Origin of the sequence: Stenotrophomonas sp. Br8 (assembly GCF_014763005.1) — a bacterium.
In the GTDB taxonomy this organism is placed as follows: Bacteria; Pseudomonadota; Gammaproteobacteria; order Xanthomonadales; family Xanthomonadaceae; genus Stenotrophomonas; species Stenotrophomonas lactitubi.
The window spans coordinates 182,999-207,155 of sequence record NZ_JACGTN010000015.1; the positions used below are offsets into that span (position 1 = coordinate 182,999).

Here is a 24,157-nt window from a genome sequence, read left to right on the forward strand (position 1 = left end):
ACGTCATGCCCGCTGTTGCGCGGCAACCTGTCGTTCGATGCTCGCCGCGATCAACGCGATAGCTTCAACGACGGTTGCCTTCGACGTCGCATCTGTCACACCGGCGCTGTGCAGGGCCTGCTCGGCCTGTTGGCAGCTGCGCGCCGCCTGGGTCTCCCCCAGAAATGCCAGCGCGCCGGCAAAGCTGTGCAGCAGATCGATCAGGGCCGGTGCATCGGCGCTGTCCAGCGCCTGGATCAGCGCCGTGTAATCACGATGCGCGGTTTGCAGGAACGCCTCGCGCATCTGCCGCTGAACCACCTCGCTTACTGCCGGGGGTAACGTTGGCCGGATCGTGCGATCAAGATCGAATCCGTGCAGCGCGGCCTCCAGCGAGGGCAGGTCGAGTGGCTTCAGCAGCAGGGTGGACATGCCTGCTTCGCGTACGCGTCGCGCATCTTCGGGCATCGCGTTGGCGGTGAGCGCCACGATGGGGATGGAGGGATCGTCCGCACGCAGCTTCCGGGCCAGCCCGTATCCGTCCATGCGTGGCATGTTCAGATCGGTCAGCACGATATCGAACCGGTCCTCGCGCCAGCGCTGCCACGCCTCCTCTCCGTCGGCCGCGAGGGTGACCTGCCAGCCGAGTGCACGCAGCTGTCCCAGCGTCACGTCACGACTGATCACGCTGTCATCCACCAGCAACGCGTGGCCGCGCGAGGGATGCGCGCGCTCGACAGGCGCCGGCCGTGGCAGCGCGTCTGCCACGGCGGTGGTCCGGCGTGCCGGAATGTCCGCGTGGAAAACGCTGCCGTTGCCCGGCGTGCTGCGCACGCCGATGGTGCCGCCCAGCAGTTCGGTGAAGCGCTGGCACAAGGCCAGCCCTAGGCCGCTGCCGCCGTGCTGCCGTGCCGAGCCGGCACCGACCTGCACGAACGGCTTGAACAGCTTGTCCTGCGCCTCGGCATCGATGCCCGGGCCCGTATCGCGGACCTCCACGTGCAGCCATTCCGTGCCATCAGGCCGCACCGAGGCATCAACGCTGACCGCCACCATTCCCGATGCCGTGAACTTCACTGCATTGCCAACCAGGTTGTTGATCACCTGCGCCAAGCGGCCTGCGTCGGCTACGTAGGCGGGTCCCAGCGCATCGCCCGTGTGCAGCTCCAGGCGCAGGCCCTTCGCGCTGGCCTGTGGTTCGAACAGCGTCGCAGTCTGCTGCAGCAGCGCACGCGGATTGAAAGGTGCCGGCTCCAGCGTCATCAGCCCGGCTTCGATGCGGGAAAGATCCAGGGTGTCGTTCACCAGCCCCTGCAGCACATCAGCGGCACTGCGCGCACGCGTGACATGCGCGTGCGACGCCGGTGGCATGGCCTGGTGCGCAAGCAGTTCAAGATGGCCGAGCACGCCGCTCAAGGGGGTGCGTATTTCGTGGCTGATCATCGCCACGAAGGCGGTCTTGGCGTGGTCCGCAGCCTCGGCATCGTGCTGGGCTTGTTCGGCATGCCGGCGTGCATCCAGCAGGCGCTGCTGGGTTTCCTTCTGCGCGGTCACATCGGTTACCGCGGAGACCCAGATCGCCCGCCGCTGGTAGCGCGAGGCGGCCACGATGGACTGCAGGTAGCGCGGGGAGCCTTGCTCATCCGAGGAGGGTGCCTCGAACAGCTGGCCGTGCACCTGGCCGTCAACGCGTTGCACCAGGCGGCCGACCAGCACGTCCATCAGGTTGCCGGCGGCGTCGCCGATCAACTGCTCCAGTGCCTGGTTATGCAGGATCACCTGCCCGCTCTGCTGGTCGAGCAGGCACAGGCCCACCGGCGAGGTTTCGATCAGCGTGCGGCTCAGCGCTTCGCTTTCATGCACCCGTGCGGCTTCCTCCAGCGCCGGCCGCAGCACGCGCCGGTCCACCAGCAGCAACAGCGTCCACAGCGCGGCCAGCAACGCTGCCAGGGCCAGCCCACCGCCGAGCAGATAGATCCGCTGCGCCGCCCAGATGTCGCTCCAGCGGTAGAGCCGCAGCAGTGTCCAGTCGATGCCATGCAATGGCGTGGATACCACGAAGGCACAGCCGTCAGGCAGTGCCAGCATCGTAGGCCGGGGCGATGGCACGGCGCGCAGCGCAGGCCCGGAAATTGCAGCGTCCACCGCGCTGCGCAGAACATCGTTCTGCTGGCGGTCCAGCACCACCCACGTGCCCGGGCTGGCCTCCTCCAACCGCTCGCGCAGGCCTTGCAGAGGTTCAAACGTCAGCCGGTTGATGAAGGGGGTACCGTTGCTGCGCAGACGCATCTGGGTGACCAGCGCATCCTCGCCGGTGAAGGGATTGCGGCCGAAGTAGGCGCGCAGCCAACCGCTGGCCAGTTGAAGCTCGGAGTCCGCACCCGCCGACTGCCAGCCCGCATCGGCGGTCTGGACCAGCACGGCCAGCGCCTGCTCACGGCTCTGCACCTTCATGAGCTGCAGCAGCTGCGCTTCATCATGCAGTCCAGCAATCGCAAACAGGCGGCCTTCCGGTTCGAAGGCGAAGGAGATCAAGGAGGTGGGCGAATCCTGCGCCGCCACGGTTGCGGCCATGTACGCCGAATAAGTCTGCACCATGCCCAGGTACGCCGCCTCCGCCTGGGGCGGAAGACGGCCATCGCGCGGGGACAGCGCCAGCCAGGGGACGGACAGGGCGCCCGGTGCCATGACGCCTGCGGCGCCCTCCTGTGCCGAAAAGCGCTCACTGATGGACATGCCTCCGGCCACCAGCGCGGGCTGCTGGGTGGCCCACAACGTGGCGTTGGTGTTCAAGCTGGCCACGTAGGCCCGCCTGCGCTCGCCGATGTAGCGATCCACCGTCTGCTGGCCGCGTCGTAGTGCTTCGCGCTCGTTGATATGCACGGTTTCCAGGCGCAGCCACAGCGCCGCGCAGCCGGCAGCCAGCAGCAGCAGGGTCAGGATGGCACCGCCGCCGAACAGCAGCCGGCGCTGCAATCGTTGCAGGGTGGCCAGCACGGAGCCCGAGGGTGACGCCATGGTGCGAACCTGCGACGTGCGGGTGTGGACTACAGCCTGCCGCGCGGGCCGCCCTCAATGCAAGCAGTCGCCGATGCAGTGCGTAAGCGCAGTTTGCGCCTACCGTCCAACGCGCGCTTCGGCTTCGCGCGGCGTGCCGTAATCATCCAGCCACTTGAATGCCACCGTCGCTGGCATCGTGGCACCCTCCGGCAGCGCATAACGCACCTGTGCCCCCGGCGCAATCATGTCCACCTCCACGCTGCTTCCATCGGCCAGCGTCAACGTGCTCAACGTCACGTGGTACGCGCTCGGGTTGCGTACCTGCAGGGTATCGCCATCGGCAGACCACTGCAGCGTGGCTGCTGCGTCGCGCGCATTGCCCGGCAGTCCGGCGGGGCGATGGAACAGCTTCACCCGCGTACGCACCGCGAACTGCAGCAGGTTCTTGCCGCTGGCATCGCTGGGCTTGGGCGGAATGTCCAGCAGATTGAAATAGAACACCGATTCGCGATCGGTCGGCAGCGGCGCCTCCGATGGGCGCGGTGCGTAGGTGACGCGATATGCCTGGCCCTGCTTCGGCTGCAGCAGGCGTGGCTCGGCCGGTGTCAGCCTGAAGGGAGTGCGCACGTTCTCCGGGCGCGACTGGCTGTCGCCGTCGTCGATCCACACCTGCGTCATCGCCGGCAACTCGCCCACGTTGCTGGCCTTGACCGTCACGTCGCGGCCCTTGCTGGCGTCGTGCACGATGCGCGTGCCCTGCAGTGTCACCGCAGCCGATGCCGGCAGCGCCACCGACACGGCCAGCAGCGCGCATATCCACGTCCTGGCGCGGAGTTTCATGGTCAACCTCATTGAAAGGTGCAGGCCAGCACAGCGTGGTGCTGGCCTGCCGGAAGTGGATTACTTGTAGAGCACCACGAAGTCGCCCGAGGCATTGGCGGTGCCTGCCTGCGCGTTCTGCGCCGGTGAGGCGTACCACGCGCTGTAGTCCAGCTGGCCGCTGCCACCAGCGGCGATGGTCACCCACACGGCCGGGTCTTCACCGATCTTCTGCTGGTTGCCCGCGGCGTCGTAGAGGGCCACGCCAACATTGGCTGCAGAAGACGCTGCCGTCAGTGCCAGGTTGCCGGTGCTGCCATCGGGCGTGCCGCCGAAGCGCACACCCACATCCTGTGATGCACCCGAGCCGGAGCAATCCAGCGCGATGGTGAAGTTCTTCTGGCCGGCGCGGGTGCTGGCGTTGACCGAGGCCAGATCGACCTTGCCCATCGGCACGGTGATGGTGCCGCCGGTGGAGCCCACCGAACAGGTGGAGGTCATCAGTTCGCCAGTGATTTCCAGCGTTTCGGCAGACACCGACGGCGCGACGACCGCGAGGGCCGAAAGCGACAGGAGGCGGAGTGAAAGTGGCATGACAGTTCTCTGTAGTGGAATGGAGGCACGCGGTGACCGCCCATGGCAGTCAGCCCGGGTAGTTTCGATGCGCGCGTCAGGCTGCGGTATGCAACAAGTTGTAAAAGCGCGTTGACGTTCGCGAACTGCAATTAATCCGATTGGAAGTGGCAGTGCCGCTGCCTAGACTGCGCGGCCTCGATTGGTTGTCGAAGGACTTGAATTGGTACTCCGCCGAAACTACTGGCGCGCGCTGTCATGGCGATTGCTGCTGTTGGCACCGGCAGCGCTGTTGCTGGCATCTCCGGCTGTCGCCTGCCAGCGACTGGTCCTCGGTGATCAAACCTTGGACGACAACATTACGATGCCCAATCTGGACCTGCCAGACCGTTACTACCGTGGCACGGGGGGCTACCTGACCGATGCGTACGAGTGCCCGGCGGGAACGGCCGAGTTCGTGGTGGATGTATCTCTGGCAGGCCTGACCTATGTGCGCGACATCGTCTATGACGGCATGGTATGGGCAGCCTACGGATTCAGCGATCGCTCGCCGTTGATTGGCATGGTGTACCAGCTGACTGGCAGCTCAAACCAACCATTGCACCCTGGGCAGCGCATCACCCTTGATGCTTCCGTTACGAGCAACGGCAAGAAGAATGCTGGTGTGATCATCCGGTACTTCTTTCGGGGGGGCGCCATGGAAAGCGTGCCCTACAGGCATCTCGGCACAGTCGAAGCCTGGCCGGTGAGTGATCCCAGTCAACGCCTGCTTTCGCCCATCGCGCTGGGTTTTACCGTTCCCCCCGTCACCTGCACCCTTGCCAACGCCTCCCACACTCTCGACGACGTTCTCGCCAACGAACTCGCCGCCAGCGGCAGCAACGCGAAGGAATCCAGCTTCGACGTCGCGATGAACTGCCCGATGGACAACATCGACGTGCAGCTGTCGCTGGCCGACGCGAATGATCCAGGCAGCAGCAACGGCCAGCTTGCCCCAGCCCCCGGTGCCACCGCTGGCGGCGTGCAGGTGCAGCTGCTGCGTGGTGGCCAGCCGGTGCAGTTCGGCCAGGCGTGGTCGCACGGCTGGTCCAGCAAGGGCCAGCAGGCCATTCCGTTCAGTGCGCGCTATCTGCGTACGGCCGACCCGCTGGTGCCCGGCGACGTCAAAGGCGAGGCGGTGCTGACCGCTGACTACCGATGATTGCCGTTGGCCATGCCCGAGCCGTCACGCGATCGCTCTGCGGCGCCATCGGTGCGGTGTTGTCGACGGGGCTGGCGTTCGATGCCGCCGCCGCGCCGGTCGAGTTCAGCGAAGGCTTCCTGATCGGCGGCGAAGCCATCGACATGGCGCGTTACGCCAACGGCAATCCGTTGCCGGCCGGCGACTACGCGGTGGACGTGCACGTGAACGGCGAGTACTTGCGCAGCCAGGACATCCGTTTCGTCATTGAAGACGATCCGCAGATTGCCGTGGCCTGCCTGTCACCGACGCTGGTGCGCGGGCTGCCGTTGAAGCCTGCGTTCCTGGAGGCACTGCCGTCCGAGGAAAACACCTGCGTGGATCTGCCTGCGCTGGTTGAGGGCGCCAGCACCACCTTCGACAGCGGCGAACTGCAGTTGTCCCTCAGCATTCCGCAAGCGGCGCAAGCCATCGCCGCGCGCGGCTTCGTGGCGCCGGAACTGCGCGACGACGGCATCACCGCTGCCTTCATCGATTACAGCGCCAACCATTACCGCAGCCAGGGCAACGACAGCAGCTACCTCGGCCTGCAGGCGGGCTTGAACCTGGGCGCATGGCGCCTGCGCCACCGCGCGTCGCTCACCCATGGCAGCCAGGGCACCCGCCACCAGGTCATCAGCAGCCACCTGCAGCGCGACATTCCGCGCTGGAACAGCCAGCTGCTGCTGGGCCAGGGCAACACCGGTGGCGAGCTGTTCGAAAGCGTGCCGTTCACCGGTGTGCGCGTGGCCAGCGACGAACGCATGCTGCCCGATTCACTGCGTGGCTATGCACCGGTAGTGCAGGGCATTGCCGAAGGCAACGCGGTGGTCACCATCCGCCAGAACGGCAACATCATCCACGAGAGCAACGTCGCGCCCGGTCCGTTCACCATCGAGGATCTCTACCCCACCAACTTCGGCGGCGACCTGGACGTCAGCGTCACCGAAGCCGATGGGCGCGTGCAGCGCTTCAGCGTCAATTTCTCCGCCGTGCCGCAGGCGTTGCGTGCCGGGTCGTCGCGCTTTGCGGTCACCGCCGGCGAGCTGCGCGACACCGGCAATACGCTGCAGGCGCTGCGCTTCACCGAAGGTACCTACGCGCGCGGCGTGAACAACCGGCTTACCGTGCTGGGTGGCGCGCAGCTGGGTGAGGACTATCGCGCGCTGCTCACCGGTGCCGCGGTCAACACGGCCATCGGTGCGTTCGGTGCCGATGTGACCCATTCGCGCGCGCGCCTGCGCGGCAGCGAGACGGTCACCGGCAACAGCTTCCGCTTGAATTATCAGCGCTACGTGGCGCGCACCGGTACCAACTTCGGCCTGGCCGCGTACCGCTACAGCACGCGTGGCTTCCTCAGCCTCAACGACGTGGCGCGTGCGCAGAACGACGACTGGGGCTATGGCCAGCGCGCCCGCCAGCGCTACCAGGTGAACTTCTCGCAGAAGGTGGGGCAGCGCAGCAACCTGTATCTCAGCGGCGGCCACGTGGCGTACTGGGACAGTGCGCGACGCCGCAACGATTTCCAGCTGGGCTTCCAGAGCACGTTGGGGCGGGTCAACTATGGCGTGTCGGCACTGCGCTACCGCTTGGGCGATGGCCGCCAGGACACGCGCTATGCGTTCACCCTCAGCGTGCCGCTGGGCCGCAGTGCCAACGCACCGCGTGCCAGCACCCAGCTCAGCCAGGCCGACAGTGGGCGGCAATCGCAGCTGGGCATCAGCGGCAGCCTGGGTGAGTCACGTGCGCTCAGCTACAGCCTGTCCGGCGCGCAGGGCAACGGACAGAACAGCCACAGTGCCTATGCCGCGTGGCAGGGCAGCCGTGGCAACCTCAACGCCGGCTACAGCCGCAGCGGCGACTACCGCAGCCTGTCGCTGGGTGCGTCCGGCAGCGTGGTGCTGCATGGCGGTGGCCTCAACCTGGGCGCGCCGGTGGGCGAGGGCTTCGCGCTGGTGCAGGCGCCAGGTGCGCAGGGCGCGCGCATCGGCAGCAGTACCGACCTGCGCGTTGCGCGCAATGGCTACGCGTTGCTGCCGCACATCAGCCCCTATCGCTGGAACACCATTGATCTGGATCCCTCCGGTCTGCCGATCGAGGTGGAGCTGCTGCAGACCTCGCAGCGTGTGGCGCCCACCGCCGGTGGCATCGTGCGCGTGCCGTTCCAGGTGCGTCGCGAACGCACGCTGTTCATCGACGCCACCGATGCCTTGGGCCAGCCGCTGCCGTTTGCCGCGGTGGTGCAGACCGAAGACGGTACGCCGGCCGGTGCGGTGGGGCAGGGCGGGGTGATCCAGCTGCGGGGTGCACAGGACAGTGGCGCGTTGATTGTCGACCCCGATGGCAAGCGACGCTGCCGCATCGACTACCGCATGCCCGATGCACCGGACGCCTACGGCCTGTCATGGAGCCAGACGGTGTGCGTGCCGCAGCCGTTGCCGCCGGAGAGCCAGCAGGCGGGCACGCCGGAGCGGGAAGAGGGCGCCGCCCCATGAGTTTCGTCTTTCCTTTCATCGTTCACAGGAGTCCAGCCATGTCCCGTTCCCTTCTTCAGTTGATCGGGGGGCCGATGCTGTGCCTGATCGCGTCGGCCGCAGGTGCGCAGGCCACCCTCACCATCAGCGGTCGCGTGCTGCCGGGCACCTGCACGCTTGCAGCCCCGGCGATCGCGCTGGACCCGGTGAAGGCCGATGAGATGACGCCAGGTGCCGCCAACAGCGTGAAGGCAGGTGCGTTGAACTTCACCGGCTGTGTGGGCGTCAGCCGCGCGCGCCTGTCGTTCGATGGCACGGCCGCCGACGGCGACCCGGAGCGCTGGAAGAACACTGCCGCCGCCACGCCAGCAACGGGTGTGACGGTCGCGCTGCTGGCTGGCGCGACCGGCAACACGTACCTGAAGAAAGGCGACGCCGACATTCCGGTGGCGGTTTCTGGTGCCACGGCCTCTTATCCGCTGCGGGCGGGCTACTTCATCCCCAACACCAGTGGCATCAACGCCGGCAACATTTCCACCGAGATCGTGGTAACAGCTGCCTACGATTGATCGCCGATCCGGCCCTGTAGAGCCGAGCCATGCTCGGCTGCTCTTCGATCAGGATCCAGGCAAGCCGAGCATGGGCTCGGCTCTACAAGTGCCGCTAAGCAGCCCGCAACTGCACATCCACATACTCGGCCAGCCCACGGCAGGCCAGCAGCAATCCCTCACGCACGTCATCGCCTACCTGCTGCCCCTCGTCGCCATCCACGCGCACACGCTCGATGGCGTGCAGCAGTTCCAGCAGCAGTGTCAGCCCGGCATTGGCGCGGTCGATGCGTGCCATCGCGATGCCCTGGCCCTGATTGCGGCCTTTACAGGGCCAGGGTCGGCCATCGGCGGCTTCCACATGACGAATGCGCTGCAGGCAGCCGAGCAGAGTGATGCCTGCGTCAGCGTGGGCGCCCATCGTGCTGCCCAGGGTGGTTTCCAATGCCTTTGCCAGGTCCTCCGGCAGGCGTTCGACGGCATCGCCCAGGGTGGCGAAGAGGTAGGGATAGAGCGAAGAAGTCATGGCGGCGTCCTTGAGTGCGAAGCAAGGGGCCGCCCTCGCGCTGGGCGAGGGCGGCGGACGGTGCGTGGTTGCAATACCGGTGGCAAAAACGCGAAACGCCGGCGGGCACGAAGCCCCCACGCACCGCCCGCCATAGATACACGGACGGATTGCCTGCCGACGCCGCCCAACAAGGAAAGAGCGACGCCGACAGGCAAGCGTAAACAACGTCTTTGCCAAACGGGATTGCAAGCCCGTGCCACCCGTTGTCGGTGGCGCGCCATGATGTGCACGGAAGTGCTGCTATACCAATCAGAAAAGTTTCAATTTCGAAAACGTTGCAGATTCACTGAGCATGCAATGCGCGAAGCCAGGTTCACATCGGCGTGGCAGTTGCGACACTTCTGTAGAGCCGAGCCCATGCTCGGCTCACCGCGTTCTATCGAAAAGCAGCCGAGCATGGCTCGGCTCTACAGAAAGCAGAGCACGGCGCCGGAATCATCCGGCGCCGTGCGTGTTTCTACTTCACCACTTGTACGCAACACTCAGATTGGCAGTCGCCTCGCGGTAACCATGGTCACCGCGCATCACACCGAAGCCACCCCATGCGCTCAGGCCCGAACGGAAGTCCACGCGTGCACCGGCATTCAACTCGTAGCGGTTGGGCGGCACGCTGGCCTTCAACGCTTCATCGTCAAACGCCATGCCGTTGCTGGCGCCATCGCGGTACCAGTTGGCCACCACGTAGGGGCTGACCGAGGCGCCGGCGGCACTGTGGCCTTCACCCTGCAGGCGCAGGCCCGCACGGCCTGACAGGCCACTGTCGCCCAGGCTGCGCACCACGGTGCCGTTGGCTTCTGCGTGGCGGTCGGTGTTGGCGTCGGTGTACACCAGCTGCAATTCCGGCTGCAGGCTCAGCGCGGTGCTGCCGATCGCACCGATACCGATGCGGTAACCGGCCTCCAACGACGACTGCCACAGACCCGAGTCGTAACGCTCTTCGGCCAGGCCTTCGCCCTGCACGCGGTTGCGGAACTGGCCACGCTGCACGCTGGCATCCACATACAACGCATCGCTGTTCCAGTTGCCGTACACGCCCAGCGCGCCGCCTTCCACCTTGCCGCGTGCGCTGTAGCCGGTCAGCTGCGAGCGCGAAGTGGCACTGGATTGCGCGACGGTACCCATCACGCCCACACGGCCACGGCCGTTGTCGAACACGCCGATGTCCGCGCCCAGCTGCAGGCGCGAGCGGTCCACGCGCAGGTCGAGCTGGTCATCCACTGCGCCCAGTTTGCTCTGGGTAGCGTCAACACGGGCCCAGCCACGGACGCCATCCGCTGCAGCGGCGCCGCCCTGGCGGTCGCGCCAGCCATGACGCAGCAGCTGGTCCAGCGCGAACTGGTTGGCCAGGTAGGCGCCGGTCTCCGGGCGCAGCACCGGGATGGGATCGATCGGGTCCACCGGGTCGATCGGATCCACGATCGGCTTGCACTGCGGCAGGGTCGGGTCGGCCAGGCACGGGTCCGGCGCGGTGGCCAGCTCCGAACGCAGATACCAGCCGCCGTTGGTCGCATCCTTGAACAGGAAGTACTCGTACTGCCCACCCACGGCGCGGCCGCTCAGGTCGAACTGCGCATTGGACGCACCGCCCACGCGGATCAGCTCGATGCCCTTGTCGGTCTTCGCACCGGCACCGCCGGCGTTGAGCACGCGCACGTTGGCCTGGCCATTGGCATCACCGGCGATGATCAGCTTGTCGGTGGCCGAGGCGTCATCGCCCAGCACGGTGTTGAAGCCCAGCGTGCCGCCATTGCCGGTGAAGGTATCCACGCTGAGGGTGTTGAAGGTGCTGCCATCGCCCAGCGCCACGGTACCGGTGCCGCCCAGGGTGAGGTGGCCGACGTTGCTGTCGCCGGTCATCAGCCAGGCGCTGTCGGTGTCGATGGTGGCGCTGGTGACGTTGAGGAAGCGGCCATTGATCTGCGCCTTGTTGCGCAGGGCTACGTTCAATTCCCCGAGCGTGGTAGCAGTATCGAAGTTGACGTTACCGATCAATCGCGCGTCATCCACGGTGAAATTGACCGTGCCTTCGCCGGCACCCACTGCCGGATTGGAGGTGCGGAGCAGCAGCAGGTTGCCGTCACCGGAGATCAGCTGCGAGCCGTTGGTCACGGTGATGTCGTACCGCGCGTCCGGAGTCAGCGAGAACGGAACCACACGAATGGCAGCACCTGTATCGGACTTCAGTACCGAGTTGTCGACGCGGACCGCAATAACGCCGGTGAAGCCGGGCAGATCACTTCGAGCGGCAAGGTAGGCCGCCGTGTTGCCACCCTCGATGCGGGATCCGTTCTGGATGGTCATGCTGCCGAAGAACATCCGAATGCCATGTCCATTGTTCAAGTCGGGTGCACCGGCGGTCTGTTCGGCGCGGACGAAGCTGGAATCGATGATGGCGGATGCGTTGGATGTACTCCCACTGGAGCTCTGAGTAAGGTCAACGCCTATAAATCTGGAGCTGGTGATCCTGCTGCCCACGATGTTTGCGGACGCCGTTTCGTAGAGGCTGACAGTGCCGTCGCGCACGAAGGAGCCGGACATTTTCAGATGAGAGTTGCCCCTCATCTGCACCAGGGCGCGGTCACCCGCGGTGGTCGAGGCGATCGTCGCGCCATTGAGGTTTACCACCGAGTCGAAGCTATTGATGGAGTCGGCCTGCGCGCCGTTGACCGTCAGCGTCGAGCCGTTGATCAGCTTCCAGACTTCCACTAGGTCGCCGGCAACCACCTCGGCGGTCTGTCCATCAAGATCACCGGCGGTAACTGCGCCCACCGGTGCAACAGCGAGGGCCAACAGGAGGCCACGCGCCAAGGGACGCAGTGCGGGCAGGCTTCGGGGAAGGGAGTGAGTCATGGTGGGTCCTTTGGCTGGAAACGGCTGGGGACACCTCAACGTTCGACAACACCCCTGTTCAGGCAGATGGATATGATCATCACATCGTGAAATTCTTGTGAAGTTCCGGGCGAGATACGAACGGCTGTGTCCTGATCGGCCGCCAGTGTCCAACTCCGCCCCGGCAGTTCCCATGCAATTAGTTGCAAAGGCCGCTTCTTACCCAGGGCGATATGGGAAGGGTTAAGCCCGGATCAACGTGTGGCCGGACACGGCACGGTCGCCTGCGACAATGGAGCGCAGGTGCGATTGCAAGCAATTCGATGGTGTGCGGTACCGCAAGGCGGGAGCCTGTGCCCCCCGCTCAGGAGCCCCCCATGCATACCGCACCTCTTCATCGCCACCGCTTGGCTACTGCCCTGGCAGGTGCCCTTATTGCTTCGCCAACCGTGCTTGCGCAACAGGTGGTGGCCGACGGCGACCTGCAGCAGCCGCCCGCTGGCGAGTACCACACCACCGATCCGGTCCTGCCTGGTGACCCGGCCGGTTATGTCTTCCATGCGCTCAATGGTGGCCGCATCGAAGCGATGGATGCCATTTCGCTGCGCTCCGAAGGTGCGGGTGCCGCGGCCGTCCGGTTGGAGAACAGCGGAACTACTGTCGACCTGATGGGGTATGCGGAAATCGTCACAGTGGGTGATGGTGCTGCAGGCATTTCGGTGCAGGATCGCGCACAGTTGCGTGCTGAGAACGTACGCATCGATACCCAAGGTGTGAACAGCCACGGTATCGAGGCCGACGCTGGAGTCGCGGGCGTAAGCGCGGGCGACATCATCACCCGTGGGCAAGGTGCGCATGGTCTGACCGCCAGCAGTGGCGGTTACATCAATCTGCTCGGCGGGACCGTGGTTGCCGAAGGTGCCAACGCACATGCTGCAGTGGCCAGTGGTGCACGCAGCATCGTGCATGTTGAATCGGCAACCTTGACCACTCGCGCCGCCGGCGCCACGACCGCACTGGCGACGCTGGGCGGCACGCTGGAGCTGCGTGACACCCGGGTGGTGAACGAGCGCAACGGCTTTGGCGTGATCGTCCACGCGGGCAGTCAAGCCACGTTGAACAACGTCGATATCCTCATGCAGGGCGACAATTCCTTTGGCCTGTCAGGTGGTGGCGAGATTGTCATGACCGGCGGATCGATCACCGCGCTGGGTGCGGGCAGTACAGCGGTGAGCCTCAACGAGGGGCAGGCGCGTGTGGAAAACGTGCAGGTGCAGGGAACCAACGGCATCCTCCTGCACGAGCGGAGCCGCCTGGATCTGGTCGGGAGCACGGTGATGTCCAGTGGGGTGGCGTTGGACATCAACGGCATGGGCAACGTAGTGAACGTGCAGGACTCCATCCTGCACAGCACGGGCAACGCCGCAGCCGGCATCCAGATCTACCAGTCGTCCACCCTGGACATGACCAACAGTACGATCCGTACCGAGGGTGACCGAGCAGTGGGGATCGATAACCGGGCGGGCGAGGTGACACTGCAGAGTGTCGATGTGCAGACCGGAGGCGTGTCAAGCCATGGCCTGTATTCGGAGTTCGCCGGTTTTGGCAGCCGCCCACGGATCCAGGCCGCCGAATCCCGCATCGCGACTTCCGGTGCGAACGCTGTTGGCGCTCTTGCCCGCAACGGGGGCTCGCTTGAACTGTTGGAAAGTCAGGTGCTGACCCAGGGAGCCGGTGCGCATGGTGTGCTGGCCGGTGGCAGCGGCACCTTGGGGCTGGTCGGCACCCATGTGCGTACCGAAGGTGAAGGTGCCTGGGCCGCAGTGATCAACGACAACGGCCGCATGACCATCGACGGAGGCTCGCTGGTCAGCGCCCGGCATGGCGGCGTGTGGCTGCGCAGCAGCCGCGATCCGGGCCTGACCTTGAGCAACGGCGCGGTGGTATCGGGCGGCAACGGCATTGGCCTGGCATTGGATGCTGCCGTGGCCGGGCGCTTCGATGTGGCGTTGGAGGGACGTTCGCAGCTGTTGGGCGACATCGTCATCACCCCGGCAGACGAGGATGCGGGTCTGGTACCGCAGTCGGACGTGCATGTGCGGTTGGCCGACGGTTCCTTGTGGGCGGGTACGTCCGATCTGGTGCAGACCCTGGCGCTGGAAGGCGGCAGCCAGTGGACGTTGACCGGTGACGCCACCGTGGGCGAGCTGCAGGCGCGCGACAGCGTGGTGGCGTTGTCCGATGGCAGCGGCCGCTTCAATACGCTTACCGTGGACGGTGATCTGCACAGTGAGGGCGCGCTGTTCCTGTTCCAGGGTGCGCTGGCTGGTGATGATTCGGCCATCGACCACCTGCATGTGCGTGGCGATACTTCCGGTGATGCCTTGATTGCGGTGAACAACATCGGTGGTGTGGGCGCGCCCACTGTGGATGGCATCCAGCTCATCGAGGTGGAGGGTGCATCGCTGGCAAGCTACACGCTGACCGGGCGTGCCGTGGGTGGTTCGTATGAGTACTTCCTGTTCCAGGGCGGCATGACCGATCCGAACGATGGCCACTGGTACCTGCGCTCGCAGTGGTTCGATGTCTGCGAGGACGACCCGGCGGCGCCGGGCTGTGCGGTTGATCCGGGCCCGGGCCCGGGGCCTGATCCGGGTGAAGGCGGTGAAGGTGGGGAGGGCATCGGTCCGGTCGATCCGATCCGGCCACCGCCGGTGTTGCGCCCGGAGGCTGGCGCTTACCTGGCCAACCAGTCGGCGGCGGTGAACATGTTCGCCCATCGCCTGAGCGATCGGACCGGTGCACTGAACAGTGGCGACGGGCGGAATGCCTGGGCCCGCGTGGGCCGCCAGCAGGCTGACTTCAGCGCGGTGGGCGGGCAGCTGAGCGTGGATGGTTCGACGTCGGTGCTGCAGATCGGCAGTGACCTGCTGCGTCGCGGTGACGTGGTGTTCGGTGTGATGCTGGGCAGTGGTCGCGCCGACAGCAGCGTGGTTTCGCAGCTGACCGGCTATGGCGCCAAGGGCCGCGTGCGCGGCAACGCTGTGGGCGTGTACGGCACCTGGCTGCAGAACGGCGGCGGGGAAGAGGGGGCGTACGTGGATGCCAACGTGCAGGTGGGGCGTTTCGACAACCGCGTGCACGGTGTCGGGCTGGAGCGCGAGAATTACGACGCGCGCATGACCAGTGCGTCGCTGGAAAGTGGCTATACCATCAACGCGTGGCAGGGGGCATCGTCAGCGCTGTACCTGCAGCCGCAGCTGCAGCTGTCCTACCTGGATTTCCGGGCCGGCCGTCACGTGGAAAGCAACGGAACGGTGGTCGATGGCAGTGATGCAGGCGGTCTGAGCAGCCGCCTGGGTGTGCGCGTGTTCGGCCGAAGCACGGTGGACGGCAACGTGGTGCAGCCCTATCTGGGCGTGAACTGGTTGCACAGCAGCGGCACCAGTACGTTGGATTTCAATGGACAGACGCTGGGTGCGGATGTGCCGCGCAATCGCTATGAAGTGCAGGCCGGTGCCGAGCTGAAGCTGGGCCAGCGCTGGGGCGTGTGGGGCGGAATGACCGTGCAGCACGGTGACCATGGCTACCGCAACGTGGGTGGTCAGGTGGGTATGCGCGTGGCCTGGTAAGCGGCGAATGCCGGGGTCGGATCCCATTGCGAAGGCAATGGGCTCTGACCCCAACCACTCCTGCACACGGACTTCTGTAGAGCCGAGCCCATGCTCGGCTCACCGCGCGAAGCGCGGGTGCATCGTGATCTGAACGGAGAGCAGCCGAGCATGGGCTCGGCTCTACAGGTGCGCGCCCCGGTAGCGCCGGGCCATGCCCGGCGGGTGTCACACCGGCGGCAGCACCTTGCCCGGGTTGAGAATCCCATCCGGGTCCAGCGCGTGCTTGATCGCGCGCATCGCCGCCAGCGTCGCCGGGGTAAATGCTTGGGCCATGAAATCGCGCTTGGCCAGGCCAATCCCGTGTTCGCCCGACAACGTGCCACCCAATGCCAGCGTCAGTTCGAAGATCTTCGGCAGCGCCGCATGTGCGCGTGCGTTCTCGTCGGCGTCGTCCGGGTGGTAGAGGATGTTGACGTGTAGGTTGCCGTTGCCGGCATGGCCGAAGGTGACGATGGTGAGCGTGTACTCGCGCGCCAATGCCTGCACGCCGGATACGAGTTCCGGAATGCGCGACACCGGTACCACCACGTCTTCGTTGATCTTGCCCGGGGCGACGCTGCGCAGCGCGGGCGACAGCGCCTTGCGTGCGGCCCACAACTGATCGCGCGCACGGCCTTCCATCGCCACGTCCAGCTCGATCATGCCGTCGCCCTCGGCGGCGTTGGCCAGTGCCTGCAGCAGGTAGGGCAGAGTGTCGTGGTCGCCATCGGCCTCGACCAGCAGCATCGCACCGGCTTCCGGCACGTCGGCACCGTTGAGGCGCAACAGCTGCAGGCTGCGTGCGTCCATGAATTCCAATCGAGTCGGAACCACGGGTTGCGACATCAGCCGCGACACTGCAGCGGCGGCCGCATCGGCATCGCGGTACAGCACGCGCAGGCCAGCCTGGCTGACCGGCAGCGGGGTCAGCTTCAGCGTCGCTTCCACGATCAGTGCCAGCGTGCCTTCGCTGCCTACCAGCAGGTGGGTGAGGTCGTAACCGGTGGCGTCCTTGGTGTAGGCGCCGCCGCAGCGGATCACCTCACCGGTACCGGTCACCGCCACCAGGCCCAGCACGTTGTCGCGGCTGGTGCCGTACTTCACCGCGCGCGGGCCGCCGGCATTGCAGGCGAGGTTGCCGCCGATGCTGCAGATCTCCGCGCTGGAAGGATCGGGCGCCCAGAACAGGCCGTGCGGCGCCAGCGCCTGCTGCAGCGTTCCATTGAGTACGCCTGGCTGCACCACCGCGCAGCGGTCACCGGCGCGGATCTCGAGGATGCGGTCCATGCGGGTGAACGACAGCACGATGCTGCCGGGCAATGGCACCGCCGCACCGGTGGTGCCGGTGCCGGCTCCACGTGCGACCAGTGCCACGCCATGCGTACGGCAGGCGCGCACCAGCGCCTGCACCTGTTCGACATCTGCCGGCAGTGCCACGGCTGCCGGGCGCTGGTGGCGCCAGGAGTTGTCCTGCGCGTTCGCTTCCAGTGCGCCGTCATCCATGCGCCAGCCACCGGCACCCAGCAGGGCGGACAGTTCGGCAACCAATGCGGCGGGCAGGGCAGTACTCATGACGGATCTCGTGGGGCAGCAGGGAATCAGTTGGTAGATGCCAACCTTGGTTGGCATAACGGCGCCGACCAAGGTCGGCCTCTACCAAAGCGGGGCACCACCGCGTGGGTGATGATGGAAGGCATCAGTAGTCATCCAGCCGGAACGCATCCCGCAGCCAATGCAGCTGCGGCGGATCACCGGTAGCTTCAACCACATCAAAGCGGCAGGGCGCATTGGCCACGGCGGGATGTTCCTGCAGGTACAGCTGTGCGGCATGCACCAGCCGTCGGCATTTGCGTGGATCGACCGAGGCCGCGCCGCCACCGAAGTCCTGTCGTGCGCGGTAGCGCACTTCCACGAAGACCACGGTGCCGGCGTCATCCATCACCAGATCCAGTTCACCGCCGCGATAACGCACGTTGCGTGCGCGCGGCTGCAAGCCGGCCTGCTGCAGATGCTGCTCGGCGGCGGTTTCCACCGCCGAGCCACGTTGCAGGTGCTCAGCGACCACCGGCGATCGGCATCGGCCGGCCACCGCTGAAGGTCGACCATGCCGGCTGGCGCAGGATGTTGCCGTTGCTGTCCAGGTACAGCGTGCCGGTGGCGCCGTCCAGGCCGCCTTCGGTGGCCAGCTTGTCCAGGTAGGAACTGATCTTCCAGGCATCGGCGCCGAAGGCGAACAGTCGGCTGGCCGCGCCGCGCGCACTGGGCAGGGTCTGAGCGACCTGGGCAGCGGACGGCACGCCGGACACGCTGCGCACGTTCCAGGCTTCGTTCGGGTAGATGATGCCGTCCAGCGCCACGTCTTCTTCGACCTTGCCGCTGCCGGTGGTCAGCTGCGACGTGCCCACGCGGGTGGCACCACCGGCACCGGCCAGCGCCAGCTGCGGCGCCAGCAGGCGGGCCTGCGGTGCACGTACGGCCAGGAACACGGCATCGACGGCGCCGGCGTTGCGCACCTGCGCGCTGACATCACCCACCGTTTCGCTGACAGCAATGGTGGCGGCGACGCTGCCGCCACGCTGGGCAAAGCGCTGTGCGAATGCGGCAGCGGCGCGGCGGCCGGTGTCGTCGCTGCTGTTGATCACCAGCGCCTTGCTGCGCTCGCGGCCACGCATGTATTCGGCGGCGACGATGCCGTCGTCTTCCGGCGCCAGCGAGAAACCGGCACTGCCGGCCGGCGGCGCATCCTTGCCGCGGTTCAGGCCCAGCACCGGTACCGGCAGCTGCTGGCGGCCATACACGGCATCCACCTCGTCGCGGCCGAGCGGGCCGACCACGAAGTCGGCGCCGGACGCCACGGCCTTGTCATACGCGGCCAGCGCACCGGCCGGGGTACCGGCGGTGTCGAAGAAGTTGACCTCCGGACGACGACGGGTTTCGCCGTAGTACGCGCTGAGCAGGCCATCGCGCACTGGCTGCGCGGCCGTGGCCAGGCGGCCGCTGAGCGGCAGCAGCACGGCCAGCTTGGCCGGCGGGCGGTAGCCATCGCTCATCGCCGGCGGGCGCTTGCTGGTGTCGAACTGGGCGGCGCCATCGCGATCGAACGGGCGCGGCAGCGGCAGGCCACGGGCGATCAGCGCGCGGCCAGCGAAGTTGTACAGCGGGTCATTGGCCGGCAATGCAGCGGCACGACTGCGCAGGGTGGCATCGTCGAGGGTGCCGAGCAGACCGGAGATGGCCGCCTGGTTCTCGCTGCGCGCAGCGCCGGCCAGACCGGCATGTGCACGGGCGCGTTCGGTGGCGGCGCCGAACGCGTCGCCGGTGGCCTGCAGGGCATTGGCGCGGGCCAAGAACCAGCGCGTGCGCAGGCTCGGGTGCACGTTGTCGCCATGATCCTTCAGCAGGGCCAGCGCCTGCGCCGGCTGCTTGTCGGCCAGCGCCAGTTCGGCACTGGCCAGCTGGTAGCGCTGCAGGCTGGCGCCGTTCACCTGGCGGGCGGTCACCTGGCCCAGCAGGCTGCGCGCGCGGGCGCTGTCACCGGCCAGATGCCAGGCCCAGGCCGCATCGGCCAGGGCGTTGCTGCGGGCACCACCACGCAGGGTGGCGGCCAGCGCTTCCAGTTGCAGGGCGGCGTCGCGCGGCTTGCCTTGTTCGATCAGCGCCAACGCCTGGCTCTGGGCCGGCGATTCGGGCGCGCTGACGAGGCTGGTGGTGGCACAACCGGCCAGCAGCATCAACGACAGCGACAGGGCAGAGATGCGTGCGGCGGGCTTGTTCATGATCGGGTCCATGCGATGAGGGCAGCGGCCTTGGCCAGGTACACGCTAGGATTCTACCCTTGCCCCGTGAGTACCGCTGAAATGAGTGTCCCAACCCTGTATGTCGTCGCCACGCCGATCGGCAACCTGGCCGATCTGAGCCCGCGCGCGCAGGAAGTGCTGCGTTCGGTGGCGGCCATCTGCGCCGAGGACACCCGCCGCAGCGGCCAGCTGCTGTCCCATTTCGGCATCCAGCAGCCGCTGGTGGCCCTGCACGAGCACAACGAAGAGGCCCTGGCCCAGCGCCTGGTGGCACGCCTGCAGGCCGGCGAGTCGCTGGCGCTGGTCAGCGATGCCGGCACCCCGCTGGTCAGCGATCCGGGCTTCCGCCTGGTGCGCGCGGCGCGCGCGGCCGGCATCAAGGTCAGCCCGATTCCCGGCGCCTGCGCCGCCATTGCCGCGTTGAGCGTGGCCGGACTGCCCAGCGACCGCTTTACGTTCGAGGGCTTCCTGCCGGCCAAGGCCAGCGGCCGCCGCGACCGCCTGCAGGGGCTGGCCGGCGAAGTGCGCACGATGGTGTTCTACGAATCCTCGCACCGCATCACCGAATCCCTGGCCGACATGGCGGCGATCTTTGGCGGCGAGCGCCCGGCCGTGCTGGCGCGTGAGCTGACCAAGCTGTTCGAGACCGTGCTGGACGGCGACCTGGCCGGGCTGCTGGCGCAGGTGGAAGCGGACGACAACCAGCGCAAGGGCGAGTTCGTGGTGATGGTGCAGGGCGCTGGTGATGATGCCGAGGCGCAGCTGGCGCACGGCCGCCAGGTCTACGCCAAGCTGAGCGAGCACCTGCCGCCGTCGACCGCGGCCAAGCTGGCCGCCGAGTTGACCGGTGCACCGCGCAAGGCGTTGTACGGCAGTTGATCGAGGTTGGGTGAATCGCAGCCACGCATGGCGTGGCTCTACTGCGGTGCGGCGGGATCCACCCCATTGCGCGTGCACGGTAGATCCACGCCATGCGTGGATGAAGAAACCGCAGACAAGGACGAAAATGATGTCGGCAAAAGGATTTTCACTGGTGTTGGCCATGGCGGTTTCCGCCCACGCGTGGGCGGGCGAGGAGATCCGCCCCTCCGAGCTGGGGCCTGGCTTCACCGGCTATGCGCTGTTCGATCCTGGCCTGGTGCAGCTGCAGCAGGGGCCGTATGTGGAAGGCAACCACGCGATGGTCATCTACACCGCGGCGCGCGAAGCAGTAGACCTGGCCGAGGGCTGCCCGCAGGTGGATCCCGCCGCGCGCGAAGAGATCGAGCAGGCCTACCAGCAGATGGCGGCCGACCAGCACAGGTATGTCAGTGCGCGCCAGTGGACGCAGTTGCGTCGAGCGCTGCACGGCAGCTACAAACAACCGCCGCTGCGTGGCGTGCTGGAATGTGGCGCCTTTGCCTTGCAGGCGCCGCATTTCGATGAACGGCTGGAGGGGCGCCTGCTCGCCCACACCGAGATGTCGCGCTCTGCCAACGGCGCCGTCGATGATCGCGCCGACGCCTTGCGTCCGGCGTTGGGGCTGGGAATGGCGGGAGGAACGCTGGTCAATCACGTGCTCAGCGGCAGCAACGCCGAGCGGGCCGGCCTGCGCGCCAATGACGTGGTGCTGTCGGTGCAGGGCACCGCCGTGGCGACGACCTACGGCATCGAACAGGTCCTTCGCGCATATGCGCCTGGTGACCGCGTACAGCTGAAGGTGCGCCGCACGGTGCTGGATCTGGCAACCGGTGCCTCGTCGCAGGCGCTGGAGATCGCGCTGGTGCTGGAATCACGGGCGGCGTTGCTGACGCCTGCGCAGGCGCGTTAAGCCTGCAGGTGGCCTGTGCAGCCACGCATGGCGTGGCTCTACTGCCGGGATGGATGAACCGCGCGCCGTAATCAACCCGGCAGGGCAGGTCCACGTGCGGTAGAATGCGCGCGGCGGAGTCGGCCAGACAGTCGCGTCATCCCTTCGGGGGTGCCGAGGAAAGTCCGGGCTCCATAGGGCAAGGTGCCAGGTAACGCCTGGGCGGCGCAAGCCGACGGAAAGTGCAACAGAAAGATACCGCCTACGTCTTCTTCGGAAGGCCGGTAAGGGTGAAATGGTGCGGTAAGAGCGCACCGCGAGTCTGGCAACAGACCGGTACGGCAAACCCCACCTGGAGCAAGACCAAATAGGGATCCATTGGCGCGGCCCGCGTTGGATCCGGGTAGGTTGCTTGAGCGTTGCGGCGACGTAACGCCTAGAGGAATGACTGTCCACGACAGAACCCGGCTTATCGGCCGGCTCCGCCCCTTCATTCCATCCACGCATGGCGTGGATCTACCAGGTAGTGCCGGCCGCTGGCCGGCACCCGGAATCACCTGCCGGCCTCAGCCCGGCTTCCGGTACTGCCCGGCGGAAATGAACTGCGAGAAGCGCTCGCACCACACCACCACGGTGGTGAACTCATCCACGTCCACATCGGCCGGCACATCCACCAGGAAGCGGTTGAAGGTCTTGACCTCGCCGATGCGCTGGGCCTTGTCCTTGATCTTCAGGAAGTCGGCCTTGTTGTCGACGAAGTCGCGGACCAGGTAGACCTTGTAGTCCGGGCCCGGGCCCATCTTGCCGTCGAAGGCGACCTGGCGGGCGCTGACGCTGACCTTGCCATCGGCCCAATGCACCGCGTCACTGCCTTTGAGGTCGCGGCGGAAGGTGGTGCGGTAAGTAGCGTCGGCCATCGCGGTCTGTACCTGCTCGACCGGCGGATCGTCGGGGGCGATCAGGATGGGCAGGAAATACACGCCCAGGCCGAAGCCAAGGCCGAGGGTGAGTGCGTGGGTGGCGAGCAGGATGAGGATGCGGCGCATGGGGCCTCCTTGTGGGTGTGGATCGCGCGGCATGGCGCCGGGCAGGACCACCTTGGGAGGCTGGGGGCGACATTTATAGACACAGTGCCGAAGGCGAAAAGGGCACAGCGGGGTGTCTGTGGTGCTGTAGCCCTTGTGGCAGAGGCGGGTATTGGTCGCGCCCTGAAGCTGAATGACGCGTTTGGTCTGTCCCGTCGACGGCCCATTTGATGGAGAACACGACACGCGGGGCGCTGGTAGTGCCGGCCGCTGGCCGGCAGGCACGTGACCTGCCCGTAGGTGCAGAGGTTGCCGGCCAGCGGCCGGCACTACCGGGTCAGAAAATGACGTGACTCTGTCCGCTGGGTACGCCTTGCGGTCCAAAGCGGCGTTCATGGATTTCGCCGTGGCCGTTCGCGTCAATCAGCAGCACGGTGCTGGCGCGGGTGCCGTAATCGTCGCCACGGATGAAGGCGGGCTGAGCCAGCGTTCGCGCTCCATGCCGATGCCGGTATCGGGCAGGTCGCTGTCGGCCGGGCGATGTTCGTCGGCCAGGGCGTTCCACAGTGGGGTCAGATCCCTTTCCCCTTGGGAACGGGATCTGACCCCGTCCTGTTCCAGCCAAGCGGAAAGGGCGTCCATCAACCGCCGGGTCTTCGGCCAGGGCGCGTCGATGGCGCCATTGGACATGCCATGTACGCCCGGGCCAAGCGTCTGTCGCTCGGCCGGGTGGTTGCCCAGGTATTCCAGGCTGTGGCCATCGGCCAGCAGCAGGTTGAACGGTGCGTAGGCAGCGGAGATTCCGGCCAGACGTTCTATATGCGTACCCGCCGGATCGCGGCCACGCAGGTAGTCGGCTACCAGCGCACCACGTGACGGCCCGGTCTGGGCAGCCTGCGGATCGCGGACGTTGGTCACCACCGCCATCCTGCCGCCGGCACCGACGCCGGCCCAGCCGCCGCCGGAGCGCAGGTCGCGCCCGCCGATGACGGACGTCTCATCCTGCCAGGGGGCCAGGGCCGCAGTCGGGCGGGCGTGGAACTCATCACGGTTGCCGGCCATGACCAACCGCCAGCGCGGGTGGTGCAGCCAGCCAAGAGCAAGCAGGCACATGGGGCCATTGTGCCCGGTTTGCGCAGAGTGGCGTCGCTTTCGGCCCGTTCTGGATGAATGCGCAGGCCATGTTTCACGCGCCCTCCACACCCCTGAACTTCCGTTCAATCTCAAAAATTGAGACGGATCAGCAACTTGTGGATAAACCTTGAACAACTCTCTAAACATTGGCGCAAGCCATTGATGCGGCTGGCGATTTCCCTGCTGAAAAGTTGTTGACAACCCTTTGGCCGCTGCTAAGGTGGGCATCAGAGGGAAATCCGGGTGTTTTGTGGATTTTCGTGGTTCAATGTTTCACCGGGCGAAGGATAAGGTGCAGGCGTCGTGTTCCAGGGCGAGACGGCCATCACAGTTGACGACAAAGGACGCATGGCGGTTCCCACCGCTCACCGCGACCTCGTTGCGCGCGTCAGCAACAACCGTCTCGTGTTGACCTACAACCCCTTCGAATCGGGCTGCCTGTGGCTGTATGCCGAGTCGGAATGGGAGCGGGTACGCGACGACGTCATGTCCAAACCCAACACACAGCGCGTCGTACGTCTGCTGCAGCAGAAGCTGGTCGGTTCAGCCGCCCACCTGGAGCTGGACGGCAACGGTCGCATCAGCATTCCCGCCAGCCACCGCGGTGCGGTGGGCATTGAGAAGAAGGCGGTATTGCTCGGTATGGGCGACAAATTCGAATTGTGGAGCGAGCAGGCGCATCGGGCCCTGATCCAGCAGACGTTGTCTGATGAGGATCTGGGTGATGGGTTGCTCGACCTGAAGTTGTGA

16 protein-coding genes, 1 other RNA gene and 1 pseudogene are annotated in these 24,157 nt (G+C 66.4%); 8 read left to right on the forward strand and 10 right to left on the reverse strand.

Going from position 1 to position 24,157, the window contains the following annotated elements; translation table 11 throughout:
• Window positions 1-3: 3 nt before the first annotated feature.
• The 3 genes from H3005_RS13640 to H3005_RS13650 all read right to left on the reverse strand — a co-directional run bounded on the left by H3005_RS13640 (window position 4) and on the right by H3005_RS13650 (window position 4,392).
• Entirely contained in the window at window positions 4-2,997 is a 2,994-nt protein-coding gene (locus H3005_RS13640; protein ID WP_191078402.1) for an ATP-binding protein, read from the reverse strand.
• Between the two features lie 99 nt (window positions 2,998-3,096).
• The gene (locus H3005_RS13645; RefSeq protein ID WP_191078403.1) at window positions 3,097-3,819 is read right to left on the reverse strand and encodes a fimbria/pilus periplasmic chaperone; all 723 of its coding nucleotides are present in this window, start codon (window positions 3,817-3,819) and stop codon (window positions 3,097-3,099) included.
• A gap of 60 nt (window positions 3,820-3,879) precedes the next feature.
• Window positions 3,880-4,392, reverse strand: coding sequence for a fimbrial protein (locus H3005_RS13650; protein ID WP_191078404.1), 513 nt, complete (start codon window positions 4,390-4,392; stop codon window positions 3,880-3,882).
• 325 nt (window positions 4,393-4,717) lie between these two features.
• Here H3005_RS13650 and H3005_RS20965 point away from each other — a divergent pair, with 325 nt between their 5' ends.
• From H3005_RS20965 to H3005_RS13665, 3 genes are read left to right on the forward strand one after another with little or no spacing between them, the layout of a single operon-like run.
• Window positions 4,718-5,572 carry a fimbrial protein gene (locus H3005_RS20965; protein WP_223880237.1) on the forward strand — a complete coding sequence of 285 codons (855 nt, stop codon included), beginning with the start codon at window positions 4,718-4,720 and terminating at the stop codon, window positions 5,570-5,572.
• The gene (locus H3005_RS13660) at window positions 5,569-8,085 is read left to right on the forward strand and encodes a fimbria/pilus outer membrane usher protein (protein WP_191078405.1); all 2,517 of its coding nucleotides are present in this window, start codon (window positions 5,569-5,571) and stop codon (window positions 8,083-8,085) included. The genes H3005_RS20965 and H3005_RS13660 overlap by 4 nt, the downstream gene beginning before the upstream one ends.
• Window positions 8,086-8,123: 38 nt before the next feature.
• Window positions 8,124-8,633 carry a fimbrial protein gene (locus tag H3005_RS13665; protein ID WP_223880238.1) on the forward strand — a complete coding sequence of 170 codons (510 nt, stop codon included), beginning with the start codon at window positions 8,124-8,126 and terminating at the stop codon, window positions 8,631-8,633.
• 94 nt (window positions 8,634-8,727) lie between these two features.
• Here H3005_RS13665 and H3005_RS13670 read toward each other — a convergent pair whose 3' ends face one another.
• Together H3005_RS13670 and H3005_RS13675 are read right to left on the reverse strand one after the other, a co-directional pair.
• Window positions 8,728-9,138 carry a hypothetical protein gene (locus tag H3005_RS13670; protein WP_191078406.1) on the reverse strand — a complete coding sequence of 137 codons (411 nt, stop codon included), beginning with the start codon at window positions 9,136-9,138 and terminating at the stop codon, window positions 8,728-8,730.
• Between the two features lie 504 nt (window positions 9,139-9,642).
• On the reverse strand, window positions 9,643-12,030 hold the full coding sequence (locus H3005_RS13675; RefSeq protein WP_100551552.1) for an autotransporter outer membrane beta-barrel domain-containing protein: 2,388 nt from the start codon (window positions 12,028-12,030) through the stop codon (window positions 9,643-9,645).
• Between the two features lie 356 nt (window positions 12,031-12,386).
• Between H3005_RS13675 and H3005_RS13680 the strand changes: the two genes are divergently transcribed.
• Complete coding sequence (locus H3005_RS13680) at window positions 12,387-15,641, forward strand: autotransporter outer membrane beta-barrel domain-containing protein (protein WP_100551553.1); 3,255 nt, start codon at window positions 12,387-12,389, stop codon at window positions 15,639-15,641.
• Window positions 15,642-15,848: 207 nt separating this feature from the next.
• Here the strand turns inward: H3005_RS13680 and H3005_RS13685 are convergent, their stop codons facing one another.
• The 3 genes from H3005_RS13685 to H3005_RS13695 form a co-directional block, all read right to left on the reverse strand.
• Window positions 15,849-17,234 carry an FAD-linked oxidase C-terminal domain-containing protein gene (locus H3005_RS13685; RefSeq protein WP_100551554.1) on the reverse strand — a complete coding sequence of 462 codons (1,386 nt, stop codon included), beginning with the start codon at window positions 17,232-17,234 and terminating at the stop codon, window positions 15,849-15,851.
• 124 nt (window positions 17,235-17,358) lie between these two features.
• Window positions 17,359-17,751: a YraN family protein gene (locus tag H3005_RS13690; protein WP_100551555.1), complete on the reverse strand. Its 393-nt coding sequence runs from the start codon at window positions 17,749-17,751 to the stop codon at window positions 17,359-17,361.
• Window positions 17,717-19,438: a penicillin-binding protein activator gene (locus H3005_RS13695; protein ID WP_100551556.1), complete on the reverse strand. Its 1,722-nt coding sequence runs from the start codon at window positions 19,436-19,438 to the stop codon at window positions 17,717-17,719. The genes H3005_RS13690 and H3005_RS13695 overlap by 35 nt, the downstream gene beginning before the upstream one ends.
• A gap of 81 nt (window positions 19,439-19,519) precedes the next feature.
• On the opposite strand from H3005_RS13695, the gene rsmI reads away from it, so the two are divergent.
• The 3 genes from rsmI to rnpB all read left to right on the forward strand — a co-directional run bounded on the left by rsmI (window position 19,520) and on the right by rnpB (window position 21,736).
• Window positions 19,520-20,338 (forward strand): 16S rRNA (cytidine(1402)-2'-O)-methyltransferase, encoded by an 819-nt coding sequence (gene rsmI / locus H3005_RS13700; protein ID WP_100551557.1) that lies wholly within the window; start codon window positions 19,520-19,522, stop codon window positions 20,336-20,338.
• Between the two features lie 163 nt (window positions 20,339-20,501).
• Window positions 20,502-21,269 (forward strand): PDZ domain-containing protein, encoded by a 768-nt coding sequence (locus H3005_RS13705; RefSeq protein WP_165780959.1) that lies wholly within the window; start codon window positions 20,502-20,504, stop codon window positions 21,267-21,269.
• A 115-nt stretch (window positions 21,270-21,384) separates the two neighbouring features.
• An RNA gene (gene rnpB / locus H3005_RS13710) (RNase P RNA component class A) lies at window positions 21,385-21,736 on the forward strand.
• Between the two features lie 78 nt (window positions 21,737-21,814).
• On the opposite strand, the gene H3005_RS13715 is transcribed toward rnpB, so the two are convergent.
• Entirely contained in the window at window positions 21,815-22,294 is a 480-nt protein-coding gene (locus H3005_RS13715; RefSeq protein ID WP_100551559.1) for a DM13 domain-containing protein, read from the reverse strand.
• 316 nt (window positions 22,295-22,610) lie between these two features.
• Window positions 22,611-23,386 (reverse strand): annotated as a pseudogene (locus tag H3005_RS13720) (NRDE family protein).
• A gap of 324 nt (window positions 23,387-23,710) precedes the next feature.
• Here H3005_RS13720 and mraZ point away from each other — a divergent pair.
• Entirely contained in the window at window positions 23,711-24,157 is a 447-nt protein-coding gene (gene mraZ / locus H3005_RS13725) for a division/cell wall cluster transcriptional repressor MraZ (protein ID WP_025876601.1), read from the forward strand.

Excerpts from the sequence above, each read along its gene's own strand:
- H3005_RS13645 (WP_191078403.1), bottom strand. The coding sequence starts at position 3,819 with ATGAAACTCCGCGCCAGGACGTGGATATGCGCGCTGCTGGCCGTGTCG.
- H3005_RS13695 (WP_100551556.1), bottom strand. The coding sequence starts at position 19,438 with ATGAACAAGCCCGCCGCACGCATCTCTGCCCTGTCGCTGTCGTTGATG.
- H3005_RS13650 (WP_191078404.1), bottom strand. The coding sequence starts at position 4,392 with ATGCCACTTTCACTCCGCCTCCTGTCGCTTTCGGCCCTCGCGGTCGTC.
- H3005_RS13680 (WP_100551553.1), top strand. The coding sequence starts at position 12,387 with ATGCATACCGCACCTCTTCATCGCCACCGCTTGGCTACTGCCCTGGCA.
- H3005_RS13705 (WP_165780959.1), top strand. The coding sequence starts at position 20,502 with ATGGCGGTTTCCGCCCACGCGTGGGCGGGCGAGGAGATCCGCCCCTCC.
- H3005_RS13715 (WP_100551559.1), bottom strand. The coding sequence starts at position 22,294 with ATGCGCCGCATCCTCATCCTGCTCGCCACCCACGCACTCACCCTCGGC.
- H3005_RS13665 (WP_223880238.1), top strand. The coding sequence starts at position 8,124 with ATGTCCCGTTCCCTTCTTCAGTTGATCGGGGGGCCGATGCTGTGCCTG.
- H3005_RS13675 (WP_100551552.1), bottom strand. The coding sequence starts at position 12,030 with ATGACTCACTCCCTTCCCCGAAGCCTGCCCGCACTGCGTCCCTTGGCG.
- H3005_RS13670 (WP_191078406.1), bottom strand. The coding sequence starts at position 9,138 with ATGACTTCTTCGCTCTATCCCTACCTCTTCGCCACCCTGGGCGATGCC.
- H3005_RS13640 (WP_191078402.1), bottom strand. The coding sequence starts at position 2,997 with ATGGCGTCACCCTCGGGCTCCGTGCTGGCCACCCTGCAACGATTGCAG.
- rsmI (WP_100551557.1), top strand. The coding sequence starts at position 19,520 with ATGAGTGTCCCAACCCTGTATGTCGTCGCCACGCCGATCGGCAACCTG.
- H3005_RS13660 (WP_191078405.1), top strand. The coding sequence starts at position 5,569 with ATGATTGCCGTTGGCCATGCCCGAGCCGTCACGCGATCGCTCTGCGGC.
- H3005_RS13685 (WP_100551554.1), bottom strand. The coding sequence starts at position 17,234 with ATGAGTACTGCCCTGCCCGCCGCATTGGTTGCCGAACTGTCCGCCCTG.